The 12518-nt window shown below is 61.0% G+C and carries 10 protein-coding genes; 1 reads left to right on the top strand and 9 read right to left on the bottom strand.

Features of this window, described 5'->3' with window-relative positions; translation table 11 throughout:
• Window positions 1–87: 87 nt before the first annotated feature.
• From CFN46_RS04280 to CFN46_RS04245, 8 genes are all read right to left on the bottom strand, one after another.
• Window positions 88–1575 (bottom strand): SulP family inorganic anion transporter, encoded by a 1488-nt coding sequence (locus CFN46_RS04280; RefSeq protein WP_088742798.1) that lies wholly within the window; start codon window positions 1573–1575, stop codon window positions 88–90.
• A 298-nt stretch (window positions 1576–1873) separates the two neighbouring features.
• A complete protein-coding gene (locus tag CFN46_RS04275; protein ID WP_024953366.1) occupies window positions 1874–2881 on the bottom strand; it encodes a DMT family transporter in 1008 nt (335 codons plus the stop codon).
• 5 nt (window positions 2882–2886) lie between these two features.
• On the bottom strand, window positions 2887–3747 hold the full coding sequence (locus tag CFN46_RS04270; RefSeq protein WP_176426407.1) for an HAD family phosphatase: 861 nt from the start codon (window positions 3745–3747) through the stop codon (window positions 2887–2889).
• A gap of 150 nt (window positions 3748–3897) precedes the next feature.
• Entirely contained in the window at window positions 3898–4866 is a 969-nt protein-coding gene (locus CFN46_RS04265) for a cyclodeaminase (protein ID WP_088742796.1), read from the bottom strand.
• A 63-nt stretch (window positions 4867–4929) separates the two neighbouring features.
• The gene (locus CFN46_RS04260) at window positions 4930–6045 is read right to left on the bottom strand and encodes a pyridoxal-phosphate dependent enzyme (protein ID WP_051511148.1); all 1116 of its coding nucleotides are present in this window, start codon (window positions 6043–6045) and stop codon (window positions 4930–4932) included.
• A 42-nt stretch (window positions 6046–6087) separates the two neighbouring features.
• Window positions 6088–7533 carry an aminotransferase gene (locus tag CFN46_RS04255; RefSeq protein ID WP_051511143.1) on the bottom strand — a complete coding sequence of 482 codons (1446 nt, stop codon included), beginning with the start codon at window positions 7531–7533 and terminating at the stop codon, window positions 6088–6090.
• A 61-nt stretch (window positions 7534–7594) separates the two neighbouring features.
• On the bottom strand, window positions 7595–9064 hold the full coding sequence (locus tag CFN46_RS04250) for an NAD-dependent succinate-semialdehyde dehydrogenase (protein ID WP_088743025.1): 1470 nt from the start codon (window positions 9062–9064) through the stop codon (window positions 7595–7597).
• Between the two features lie 287 nt (window positions 9065–9351).
• The gene (locus CFN46_RS04245; protein WP_339379009.1) at window positions 9352–9990 is read right to left on the bottom strand and encodes a hemerythrin domain-containing protein; all 639 of its coding nucleotides are present in this window, start codon (window positions 9988–9990) and stop codon (window positions 9352–9354) included.
• 188 nt (window positions 9991–10178) lie between these two features.
• On the opposite strand from CFN46_RS04245, the gene CFN46_RS04240 reads away from it, so the two are divergent.
• On the top strand, window positions 10179–11546 hold the full coding sequence (locus CFN46_RS04240) for a replication-associated recombination protein A (RefSeq protein ID WP_024953363.1): 1368 nt from the start codon (window positions 10179–10181) through the stop codon (window positions 11544–11546).
• A gap of 192 nt (window positions 11547–11738) precedes the next feature.
• On the opposite strand, the gene lolA is transcribed toward CFN46_RS04240, so the two are convergent.
• Complete coding sequence (gene lolA / locus CFN46_RS04235) at window positions 11739–12440, bottom strand: outer membrane lipoprotein chaperone LolA (RefSeq protein WP_088742795.1); 702 nt, start codon at window positions 12438–12440, stop codon at window positions 11739–11741.
• Between the last annotated feature and the right edge of the window lie 78 nt (window positions 12441–12518).

Here is a 12518-nt window from a genome sequence, read left to right as displayed (position 1 = left end):
CAGACTACCACTGCAACACGGCGGGCAGCCAGTGACCTGACTGCCCGCCGTGGGGGGATTACCGCTGTCTTGCAGTGCTGAAAAGAATCAGTGACTCATCAGTTTCTCGACGGCATCCGGCTTGTCGTGCACCGCAAAACGATCCACCAGCGTGGCGCTGGCTTCGTTCAGGCCGAGAATCTCGACCTTGGTGCCTTCACGACGGAACTTGACCACGACGGTATCCAGCGCACCGATGGCAGTGATGTCCCAGAAGTGCGCGCGGCTGACGTCAATCACCACGCTCTCGACCGTTTCCTTGAGGTCAAAACCGGCGGTGAATTGCTCGCTGGAGGCGAAGAACACCTGACCCACGATACGGTATTCACGCGTGCGGCCATCGGCATTCATGTCGCTACCGATATGCAGCACCTGACCGATCTTGTTGGCGAAGAACAGCGCCGACAGCAGCACGCCGACCAGCACACCGATCGCCAGGTTGTGCGTCGCGACCACGACGGCCACGGTCGCCAGCATGACGATGTTGGTGGACATCGGGTGACTCTTGAGATCACGAATCGACTGCCAGGAGAAGGTGCCGATGGAAACCATGATCATCACCGCAACCAGTGCGGCCATCGGAATCTGCGACACCCACGGGCCGAGGAACACGACCATGATCAGCAACACGACACCGGCCACCATGGTGGAGAGACGCGTACGTCCACCGGATTTCACGTTGATCATCGTCTGGCCGATCATCGCGCAACCCGCCATGCCACCGAAGAAACCGGTGACGAAGTTGGCGGCGCCCTGCCCCTTGCACTCACGGTTCTTGTCGGAGGAGGTATCGGTCAGGTCATCGACCAGTGTGGCGGTCATCAGGGATTCAAGCAGGCCGACCAGCGCCAGCGGCAGCGAGTACGGCAGGATGATCCACAGCGTTTCAAGATTGAAGGGGATGTCCGGAATCAGGAATACCGGCAGGCTGTCCGGCAGTTCGCCCATGTCACCGACGGTACGGATATCAAGACCGACAATCATCGCGAAGAGGGTCAGCACGACGATGCAGACCAGCGGTGACGGCAGGATCTTGCCGATCTTCGGCACCAGCGGCAGCAGGTAGATGATGCCGAGGCCCGCCGCCGTCATGGCATAGACGTGCCAGGTGACGTTGGTCAGCTCCGGCAACTGGGCCATGAAAATCAGGATTGCCAAGGCATTCACGAAGCCGGTGACGACCGAACGAGACACGAAACGCATCAGCGAACCGAGTTTCAGATAACCGAAGACGATCTGAATCACCCCCGTCATCACCGTGGCGGCCAGCAGGTATTCAAGTCCGTGGTCCTTGACCAGATCGACCATCAACAGCGCCATCGCGCCGGTGGCGGCAGAAATCATGCCCGGACGACCGCCCGCAATGGCCGTGACCACTGCGATCGAGAAGGAGGCATACAGGCCGACCTTGGGGTCGACACCGGCAATGATGGAGAAAGCGATCGCTTCGGGAATCAGGGCCAACGCCACCACGAGCCCCGACAGAATGTCGGGCCGGAGGTTGGAAAGCCACTGCTGTTTGAGGCTGCTTGTCATCGGGTCATCCGCAACAAAGGGTGGAGAATAGGGTGTAGGCCGGTCTACAGACCGGATGCGATACGTCACATGAAATAGGCCGTGGCACTTCGACTGACCGCCCGAACCAAGATCGCGTATCACTGTGACAGCGCGTGTCTTGCGAGAGCCTTTCGAGCATCTCTCAAGCGTCTGCCGCGTGTCTTTCGCAAGCCGTAGCTGCTTTTTTAGCCATGAGCTATTCGCTCCGGGCGCCGTGTGCGGGCGTCCAGAGGGCTGTCATTAGACAGTAGAGAAACTCAGGGAGGCGGCCATTCTATCAGCTGGGCAGCGTCGACGCATCCGTCGCGTGGCGTCGTAGGCGACGATCTATCAGGCTTTTGACCAGCATTGCACCCAGCACCAGCCCACCGCCCAGCCAACCACGCGAGGTGAGTGCCTCATCCAGCACCCACCACACCCACAGAATGCCGAACACGCTTTCGAGCAGCATCAGCAGCGCGACCTCGGCAGAGGGCAGATAGAGCGGCCCGCGCTGAATGAAGGTAAAGCCCAGCGGTAACAGCCCCAGACACAGCAATGCCAGCCAGCCAGCGCGCTGGGCGAAGTCAGCGGAATCCGCTGGCCACAACTGCTGGAGAACGCTCTCACTACCGTGGGCGGCGAACCATACGCAGGTCAGCAGACCACACAGGCCGGTCAGCAGCCCCGACAGCATCAGCATCGGACTCATGTCGATACCGGGCCGTGTTCGGCACAGCGTGAAGTTGGCAGCCAACGAGAGACTGCAGCCCAACGCCAGCAGATTGCCTGCCAGCGAGCCGCTACCCGCCTCGTCCATTACCAGCAAGGCGATGCCCGCCAGCGACGCCAGAATGGCCGCCCAGACATGCAGCCGTTGGCGTTCTCTCAACCATACGCGTGACATCAGCGCCGCAAACAGCGGACTGGCGGCGAGGATGATCAGCACATTACCGGCACGGGTGTATTGATTGGCAAGCACGAAACCCAGTGTCGAGCCGGTAAACAGCAGCGCCACCCACAGCCCTGTTCGTCCACAACGCCGTACCGTCGCAATGCATTCCGCCACACTACCGCGATGCGTCAGCAACACGATGCAGGCGAAGCCCAGCGCGGTCAGTACGCCGCGCCAGAACACTAGCGGCCCATCCGCGACATCCGCCAATCTGAGCAACAAGGCATCCGGTGAGATCAGCAACACGCCCATCGCCGTCAATGTCACACCGCGTGAACGCAGTGCAGCACTCGACACACCTGACGGAGCTGGCACGGCGATGTTGGATGATGAGGGCGTGGGAGCAGACATGAGCGTCAGGCCAACTGACGCGACAAGCGCCAATCGACTACCGGCCAACCACGCGATTCCGCCAATGCGCGCAGCGGCGCATCCGGCTGGGTCGCATGCGGATGATCGACACGCTCCAGCAACGGCAGGTCATTGTGGGAATCAGAGTAGCCCCACAGCGTCTGCGGCATACGGTGATTGCGGTCGGCACTGGCCAGCCAGGCATCCAGCGCCGCCAGCTTGCCTTCACGGAAGGTGACAATACCGGTGGTGGCACCCGTGAAGCAGCCGTTATCGTCAAAGGCGGGATGCGTGGCGAGCGCGCCATCAGCGGTCAGGCGGCTGGCGATCGGCCCGACGAGGTGATGCATCGACGCAGAGATGATCAATGTGCGATGCCCGGCTTCGCCATGCTCGGCCAGCCGTGAGATCCCCCCTTCCAGCAAGCGCGGCATCACCATTTCCTCGACGAAATCGTCCACCTCGTGACGCACCTCATCGCGGTGACGGCCAATCAGTGGGCTGAGCAGATGCGCGACATGAGCATGGATATCCAACGTACCGGCGTGATACTCGGCCTGTTGCTGCTCGCCCAGTGCCATGAACGCCTCGACATCCTCAATCCAGCCGCAAGCGGCCATCCAGCGCATCCACATGCCGCTGCAATCGCCGTCGAGCAAGGTATCGTCGAGATCGAAGACCGCCAGTGGCGCATCCAGCTCACAGACGTGGCGCAGATAGCCTTCGCCCGGCGGCAGTAGCGGTGGCAACAGAGTCACGGCATCGCAGTCAGCGCAGAGGTCTGCCAGCGGTGTACGGCAGGCCTCCACATCCGGGGCGGCATTCAATGCGCGGGGAGCGCGAGGCGTTGGCAAGGGTCGAGTCACGACTGGCTCCGAGTGGACAAGGGGGCGGACGGCATCCTGCCGTTCCATGCGTGACCCTCGCATGCAGCGCCGCGCTGGGCAAGCGCCAGTATGCAGTAGACATCGATCATGCAGCAGACATCGATCAGAGCGCCTGCATTGGCAACGCCATCATTGGTGCGTCAGTCGTGCCAAGGCCAGGCTGGCGATGGCGGTATCCTGCACGCCGGTACCGGTGAGGTCGGCCACGGTGATGAACTGCTGACCATCTTCCTCGTCATTGGCTTGCTCGCGCAGTCGATGCCCCGCTGCCAGTAACGCGCCCAGCTCATGCACCTCGAACGAGGGAGCCTCTTCCAGCCCCTTGAGCTCACCATTGATTTCCGACTGGCTGCGGCTGTCGCACACGAAGTGATTGCAGCCGGTCAGCACGTCGGAATCAAGCTCGCGTTTCTCGGGGCTATCGGACCCCATGGCTGTGACATGCACCCCGGCGGGCAACATCGAGAGTTCCAGCAACGGCGAGCGTGATGGCGTGGCCGTGACGATGATGTCGGCGTTCTCGCAGACGGCGTGCAGGCTGTCATGACTGCGTACCGTCAGGCCCAGGCGCTCTTCTGTCTCACGAGCGAAATGCTCGGCACGCTCCTTGTCCCGCGCCCAGACATCGACACTCTCGATATCACGCACCAGCCGTAGTGCTTCCAGCTGCAAGCCTGCCTGCTCGCCTGCGCCAATCAGCGCGACACGTTTGCTGTCAGGACGTGACAGACACTCTGCCGCCACCGCGCCGGCCAGTGCCGTGCGGATGGCAGTGAGGTAGCCGCCATCATTCAATAGCGCCTCAGCGACCCCTGTCTCAGCGGAGAACACCACCATCAGGCCATTGAGGCTCGGCAGACCGCGCGCGGGATTATTGAAGAAACCGGGGCTGACCTTGATCGCGAAATGCTTGAGACCGCGAATATGCGCCGTCTTGACGTCAACTTCACCATTGGCCTCCTCAAGCGCCATCGACAGAATCGGCGGCTGGACCACTTCGCCACGCCCCAACGCCGTGAAGGCGTCGCGGATAACCCCGAGCGCCGTGTCATCCAGCCCCACGACCTGCTCAATCTGTTCGCGTGTATAAATCTGCATGCGTATTCCTCCTTCAAATCGCGCCTTTCAAACCGGCAAGGCCTTTCACGCTCACTGCGTCCTTCATGTCAGCAACGCACGCGCCTGATCGAGCGTTTCCAGGCTGACGCCATTGCCACTGATGATGAGCGCGACGCGCGTGCCACGAATCGACTCGGCCAGCTGTGGGTCTGTCTCACCGCGACGAGACGCCTCCAGTGCTGCCAGACCTACCACCGCCGCGCCTTCCACCAGCAGCTTTTCCTCTTCCAGCAGCATCAGCATGGCGCGTGCGATGGCACGCTCGCTGATCTGATGATGCTCATCCATCACGCGATGCACCAGCGGCAGCGTGGTGTGGTTGTCCAGGCCAATACCGCCACCCAGCGAGTCCGCGAGACTAGCGACTTCTTCGACCTCCACCGGCTTGCCTGCTTGCAGGCTTTCCCACATCGCTGCGCCGTGAGTCAGGCTGACGCCATGCACCTGTGTGGCCGGCCGAATCGCCTTGAGCGCCGCACCGATACCGCCCAGCAGTCCACCGCCAGATAACCCGATGAGCACATGGTCGAGCTGCGGGCAGTCTTCCAATAACTCAAGGCCGATGGTGCCTTGCCCGGCAGCGATCAGCGGATCATCAAAGGGCGGCACCGCAAGCATGCCCTCCTCCTCGACCAGCCGATTGACCTCATGAAAGGCCTCATCCTGACTGCGCCCGATACGCCGCACCTCGACACTGCCCTGGCCTGAACCTGAACCAGACACCTCGCCCAGCGCTTCGATGGCGCGCACCTTGTTGGCGGGTACCTGCTCGGAAAGACAGATGATGGCGCGCAGACCGCGACGCATCGCGGCATAGGCCAGTGCCCTGCCGTGATTGCCGGTGGAAGCGGTCGTGACGCCGCGCGCCAACCGTTCAGCTGCGTCACCCGACGTCATTTCTGCCACCGCGGCCAGCAGATTGGTGGCGCCGCGCAGCTTGAAGGCGCCCGTCGGTTGACGAGTCTCCAACTTGAGAAAGATCTCGGCATCGAAGCGCGCGGATAGCGCCGGCGATGGCACCAGCGCCGTACGCTCGACACCTGTCGCGACAGCGCCATGCAACAGCCGCTGACGTGCTGCGTAGATATCGGCCAGCGCCAACGGCCCTATCCCGTTAGAGATAAGGCCGCTGGCGTTGGTGCTGCTGTCTTGTCGCATGGAGGACGCAGAAAGCAGCGGGGGCAATATCAATGCCATGGCTTACAGATCACCGCTGGCGATCAGCTCCTGATGCACCTTGTCTACTGCGCGACGGGCACGTGCCACGATGTCATCAATCTCTTGCGGCGTGACAATCAGCGGCGGCGCAAACCCGAGGATGTCGCCCTGTGGCATACCCCGTGCGATCAGATCTTCTTCCAATGCGGCGGCCGAGATACGCGGACCGACCTTGAGTGCGGGGTCGAAGTGACGACGTGCAGCGGGTTCCGGCGAGAATTCGAGTGCCGCCAGCAGGCCGATACCGCGCACGTCGCCGACGATGGGGTGCCCTGCGAAGGCGTCCTGCATGGCATTCTGCAGATAGGCACCTGTCTCGCGGGCGTTCTCCACCAGTCGCTCACGACGGATGATCTCCAGGTTGGCAACACCGGCGGCAGCCCCCAGCGCGTGACCGGAATATGTCCAACCGTGGCCGATCGCGCCGAATTCACCGGTGCCCTGCTCCAACACCTTCCACACGCGGTCGCCGACAATCACGCCGGACAGCGGCTGGTAGGCACTGGTCAGGCCCTTGGCGATGGTGATCAGGTCTGGCTTGATGCCAAAGTGCTGAAAACCGAACTGACTACCGATGCGCCCGAAACCACACACCACCTCATCACAGATCAACAGGATGTCGTGACGCTTGAGCACGGCCTGAATGGCGTCCCAATAGCCTTCCGGCGGCGGCACGATGCCCCCCGTGCCGAGTACCGGTTCGCCAATGAAGGCACCGACGGTCTCAGGCCCTTCAGCCTGAATCATGGCTTCGAGCTTGTCGGCACACCAGGCGGAGAATTCCTTCTCGCTCATCTCGGCGCATTCGTCCGGACGGCGGTAATAGCACGGCGCTTCGGTATGCAGAATGCCGGCAATCGGTAGATCGAAGTGATCATGGAAAGCCGCCAGCCCGGTCAGTGAACCAGACGCGATGCCGGAACCGTGATAACCGCGCCAGCGCGAGATGACCTTCTTCTTCTCGGGCTTGCCGATCACGTTGTGGTAGTAGCGCACCAGCTTGAGCTGAGTCTCGTTGGCATCACTGCCGGACATGCCGTAGTAGACCTTGGACATCTCGGGGCCGGCTAGCTCGAGAATTTTCTCGGACAGCGCTATCTGCGGCTCATTCGAGTGGCCGACATAGGTGTGGTAATAGCTGAGTTTGAGCGCCTGCGCGTGAATGGCATCGGCCACCTCGGTACGCCCGTAGCCGATGTTGACGCAATAGAGGCCAGCGAAACCATCAATCATCTCGCGGCCATCACGCTCACGGATACGAATACCTTCGCCACCGGTGATGACACGCCCCGGCGCATCACCATGAGCGAAATCACGCAGATGAGTGGAGGCGTGGAAGGTCACCTTGCGATCACGACGGATCAGTTCTTCAGTGCTGGTGGAGCTATCAAAGCTGGCGGCTTGGCTTAGTGTGTTATCGGTGGTCATGAAGATCTCCTGAAATGTTTAACAGATGGCTATCGCCAAGTGACAGTGAACAATGTCTGACTCAACTGCCGGAGGCACTCGCCAACCCACCCAGGCAGTAGTACTTGATATCCAGATACTCATCGAGCCCCTGACGGCCGCCTTCGCGACCTAGCCCGGACTGCTTGACGCCCCCGAAGGGAATCGGCGCGCCGGTCATCTTCACCGAGTTGACCGAGACCATGCCGAAGCGCAAACCGCGCATCAGTTGCCAGATGCGGCGAATGTCGTGGGTATAGACATAAGCGGCCAGCCCGTATTCGGTATCATTGGCCATCTCGATCACCTCTTCCTCGTCATGCCAGGCGGTCACGCCGGCCACGGGAGAGAAGTTTTCCTCGCGCCATGCCTTCATTGTCGGCGTCACGTCAGCCAACAGTACCGGCATGAAGAAGTTGGGGCCTGGTGCCATGCTCTGATCACCATGGATCAGACGTGCGCCCTGCTCGACGGCGTCATCGACAATGGTCTGCGCCTTGGCGACGGCATCGCGGTGGATCAGCGGACCGAGATCGATGTCCGAGACCAGGCCATTACCGACCTTGAGCTGCTTCATCAGCCTCACGAAGTGGGTCAGGAAATCCTCATACAGGCTGTCGTGAACCAGAATGCGGTTGGCGGCCAGACAGTCCTGACCAGAGGTCTGGAACTTGGCATCCACTGCGGCGCGCGCCGCTTCCTCGGGGTCCATGTCGGGCCCGACGATGAAAGGCGCATTACCGCCGAGCTCCAGCGAGACACGCTTGACGCTGTTGGCGCACTGGGACAGCAGCAGGCGCCCGACCCGCGTGGAGCCGGTAAAGGACAGCGCCGCAACGCGTGAGTCATCGCATAGCTGCTTGGAAACTTCTGCTGCTTCGCCAGTGATGACACTGAACACGCCTGCGGGAATGCCCGCACGTTCAGCCAATTCCGCCAGCGCCAACGCCGAGAACGGCGTCTCACCCGCAGGCTTGACCAGCACTGTGCAGCCCGCGGCCAACGCGGCGGCAGCCTTGCGGGTAATCATCGCCAGCGGGAAGTTCCACGGCGTGATCAGTGCGGCCACGCCGATGGGCTCGCGCAGAGTGCCCAGGGCGGCACCGGGAATATGACTGGGGATGGTCTCGCCATAGGCACGGCTGCCCTCTTCAGCGAACCAGTGAATGAAGCTGGCACCGTATTCGACCTCACCACGGGCATCCGCCAGCGTCTTGCCCTGCTCCCGCGTCATCAGCATGGCGAGATCTTCCTTATTCTCACGGATCAGCCGATACCAGGCATCCAGCAGCTCGCCACGCTCATCGGCACGTAACAGACGCCACGCACGCTGAGCCTTGTCTGCCGACGCAATGGCGGCCTCGATCTGATGGGACTCAAGCCACGGCACCTGCCCGAGACACTCGCCGGTAGCGGGGTCAAAAACAGCCTCTTCACGACCGCCTTCGCCATATACCCAGCAGCCATCGACATAGGCGAGCTGGCGGAACAGGCGCGGATCTTCGAGTGCCATGCCATCGCTGGCGCTGGCCCACTGACGGGTAAGGGATTGAACACTCATGGGCTGCCTCCACGGCCGAAAGGCCGTCATCGAATATCACGAGCAAAACAGAACCCGCCGTGATGACGGGGGCTGTGTGATGACTTCAGTGTGGAGGATGTAAAGCGAAGAGACTTTCGGTACTGAGCGCTACGGCATAGCGTTTTTTCTGTATATGCCGTGCGAGGTTGAGGTTTTTTCTGTGCGGCGAAAATCGGTCTACCAAGACTGAGCGATACGACCTCTATCAAGCGCACGCATCAAGCAGTTTCCACATCGCTTTCGGTCAGCTCAGCATAGAGCTCTGGATAGGCCTCCTGGAGACGCTCAAGCTCTGCGCGCGCATGAGGAATGGCGTTAGTGAGCTGCTGCCACTCTTCATCATTGAGCAGATCGCGCATCAGCGGGAACAGCTCCTGACGCTCGGCACGCAGATAGTCACGATGAGACTCCACATAGTCGTGAAGGTCTGCATTGAACTGCTCCATCGGGATGACCTGGTCCATCAGGATACTGTCGAGATTGTCAGACAACTTGGACAGACTCGCGTGCAAGGTGTGGTACTGCTCGATAAGTCGCTTGCATAGGGGCCCGGCTTCAGTAGAACGCTCACACAGCATCTGGCTGCATTCGCGTTCCAGCGGAATGATGAAGCCCTGCATGTAATCAAGAATGTAATCCACGACTTCACGCATCATGCGAAAGTCCGGACGCTCACCACTGACCAACGTTTTATGGCGGTGCGAGAGCACATGCAGCAGGCGAGCCATATTGGCGTGATCCTGGCGCAGCTGAGTCACATTAGGCATGACTTCCTCCTCCTGACGGAACAGGTGGCCGATGCTGGCAGACAGCGCTGCCGCCTCGGGCATTACCACCGGATGTGGCAATGTCGTCATGCTCAAGTGTAGAACACATCACCCGAACGCTCGTTAGACGTTGGGTGGGATTGCCTTTATCAGAATGACATGCTGTCAAAAAAACCTGACAGATCTGCCGCATTCACTGCTGATTTGTACAGGATCATATGATCAGCGATGATGACAGCCTCCTCTACTCGTCATGCCTGCCGGAGCCTGAATCACTGATGGATCTCTTTGCCGATACTGTCTCGAACGCTCATGCGCCACTGGCCTTTCGCATGCGCCCGCGCACGCTGGATGACTACATCGGTCAGTCGGCGCTGGTCGGGGCGGACATGCCACTGCGTCAGATGGTCGCGACGGGGGTAGTGCGTTCGATGATCCTGTGGGGCCCACCGGGCGTTGGCAAGACAACGCTGGCCGAGATTCTGGCCCACGGGTGTGATGCACACCTGGAGCAGCTGTCGGCGGTGATGGCAGGCGTCAAGGATATCCGTGAGGTAGTCGAGCGCGCACGTCACCACCAGGCCAGTGATCGCCAGACAGTGATGTTTCTCGATGAGATTCACCGCCTCAACAAGAGCCAGCAGGACGCACTGTTGCCGCACGTGGAGTCCGGCCTGCTGACGCTGATCGGCGCGACCACCGAGAATCCGTCGTTTGAGGTCAACTCGGCCCTGCTGTCGCGGGCACGGGTGTATGTGCTCAAGGCGCTGGAGGTGGATGATTTGATCGAGGTGCTGACGCGGGCGCTGAGCGATGAAGAAAATGGCCTCGGGGCACGCGCGATCGAGGCCAGTCGCGAGACGCTGACGCGTATCGCGAGAGCGGCCTCCGGTGATGCGCGTCGCGCGTTGGGCCTGCTGGAGACGGCCTGCGACTTCGTGCGCCGCGAGCCTGCTGCCGACGGTGCGACGCGTGAGATTCTCGAGGATAGCTCACTGGAAGCGGTGCTCGGCCATCAGGCCTCAAGCTTCGACAAGCAAGGCGACGACTACTACGACCTGCTGTCAGCCATTCACAAGTCGGTACGCTCCTCGCGCCCGGATGCGGCACTGCTGTACATGGCGCGCTTCATGGATGGCGGTGGTGATCCGCTCGACGTGGTACGCCGACTGGCGGCAGTGGCCTCCGAGGATGTCGGCAATGCCGATCCTCGCGCCCTGCCGCTGACCATCGCCGCATGGGACGCCTACCTGCGCCTCGGCGATTATGAGGGCCAGCGGGCGATTGCCCACGCCGCGATTCATCTCTCCATCGCACCGAAGAGCAATGCCATCGATGTCGCCTGGAAAGAGGCCAAAGCCTTCGTGCGCCAGCAGCCGCACTTCGGGGTGCCGGTCTATTTGCGTAACGCGCCAACGACACTGATGAAGGAGCTGGGCATGGGGGAAGGCTATCGCTATGCCCACAACGAGCCCAATGGCTACCCTGCCGGCAGTGCGCATAATGCCTGGCCACAGGAGCTGCCCACGCAGCAGTTCTATCGCCCGACCCAGTATGGCGGCGAGAAGCGCTTTGCGGAGGTCGAGCGTTGGCGGCGTGAGCTGGATGACTACGCTGATCAGAATGAGCCGCCGCAGTCGCGCTGAGCTGATGCCTTGCGGCCCAGGCCTTCGGACACAAATCTCTCGAACACCTGCCTCTCAAACACCTGTCCCTCAAACACAAATGCCCGGACCAATGGTCCGGGCATTTGTGTTTGTTCAGCTGGCGAGTGCTTTATGGCCAGCGATGCACGTCTAGCGATGCACGTCTAGCGATGCACGTCTAGCGATGCATAGTTAACGATTGTCTGCTGTCTGCTCACGAATGACATCTGCGCCTTGCGGAATCTTGAACACGAAGCGACTAGCCTCCAGCGTCGGATTGAACTCGACGTTGTTGAAGTCGATCGCGGTGCGCTGGCCCGTCGAATCTGCCATCTGCAGCATATCGAGACGCTCATTATCGAAGGTCAGCTTGAGACTCTCGAACAGGGTATCAGCTTGCTTGGGCGTCAGCGTAAAGGTCTCGCGGGCGCCCTGCTGCTGACGCTCCACCTCGTAGTTGGCGGTCAGCTCACTGGCACGCCCGGACAACAGTAACGCGGGAGTGTGAGTGACGCGCTCATCCAGCGGCTGCACGGTGACCTGCTCGAGGTCCGGGTCGTGCAGATAGACTTCCTTGCCATCAGAAACCACTTCCTGACGATATGGCGCATCGACGCTCCAACGGAACTTGCCCGGACGCGACAACCACATCTTGCCGTGCGCTTCCTGCAATCGCTGGCCCGAACCATCGAGAATCTGCTGATCGAAATCTGCCGCGTAGGTCTTGAGCGGCTCCAATAGACGTGACAGGCGGTCACCCGCGGCCTGATCAGCATGCGCCGGCAGGCTGGCAACGCCAAAGCTGATGCCCAGCGCAAGCGCTGCACCCAAGGCTTTTAACTTACGAGTCGGCAGGGCAGTCGCCACTGCATTCAACAGGGACAGAGTTTTCATGCGGCTCCTTGCGATGAGGAAGGTACCGTTCGTTGACGACGCGCCGTAGCGCTCACATCAACGGCAATATATTCATCA

The organism is Cobetia sp. QF-1 (assembly GCF_002213105.1).
Lineage (GTDB): Bacteria > Pseudomonadota > Gammaproteobacteria > Pseudomonadales > Halomonadaceae > Cobetia > Cobetia crustatorum.
The sequence above is the reverse complement of the archived record's forward strand: the minus strand, read 5'-3'. Positions and strand labels throughout refer to the sequence as shown.

What these genes read in the sequence shown, in the direction of transcription:
- CFN46_RS04280 (WP_088742798.1), bottom strand. Translation starts at nt 1,575, where the DNA reads ATGACAAGCAGCCTCAAACAGCAGTGGCTTTCCAACCTCCGGCCCGAC.
- CFN46_RS04275 (WP_024953366.1), bottom strand. Translation starts at nt 2,881, where the DNA reads ATGTCTGCTCCCACGCCCTCATCATCCAACATCGCCGTGCCAGCTCCG.
- CFN46_RS04265 (WP_088742796.1), bottom strand. Translation starts at nt 4,866, where the DNA reads ATGCAGATTTATACACGCGAACAGATTGAGCAGGTCGTGGGGCTGGAT.
- CFN46_RS04260 (WP_051511148.1), bottom strand. Translation starts at nt 6,045, where the DNA reads ATGCGACAAGACAGCAGCACCAACGCCAGCGGCCTTATCTCTAACGGG.
- CFN46_RS04255 (WP_051511143.1), bottom strand. Translation starts at nt 7,533, where the DNA reads ATGACCACCGATAACACACTAAGCCAAGCCGCCAGCTTTGATAGCTCC.
- CFN46_RS04250 (WP_088743025.1), bottom strand. Translation starts at nt 9,064, where the DNA reads ATGGCACTCGAAGATCCGCGCCTGTTCCGCCAGCTCGCCTATGTCGAT.
- CFN46_RS04245 (WP_339379009.1), bottom strand. Translation starts at nt 9,990, where the DNA reads ATGACGACATTGCCACATCCGGTGGTAATGCCCGAGGCGGCAGCGCTG.
- CFN46_RS04240 (WP_024953363.1), top strand. Translation starts at nt 10,179, where the DNA reads ATGGATCTCTTTGCCGATACTGTCTCGAACGCTCATGCGCCACTGGCC.
- lolA (WP_088742795.1), bottom strand. Translation starts at nt 12,440, where the DNA reads ATGAAAACTCTGTCCCTGTTGAATGCAGTGGCGACTGCCCTGCCGACT.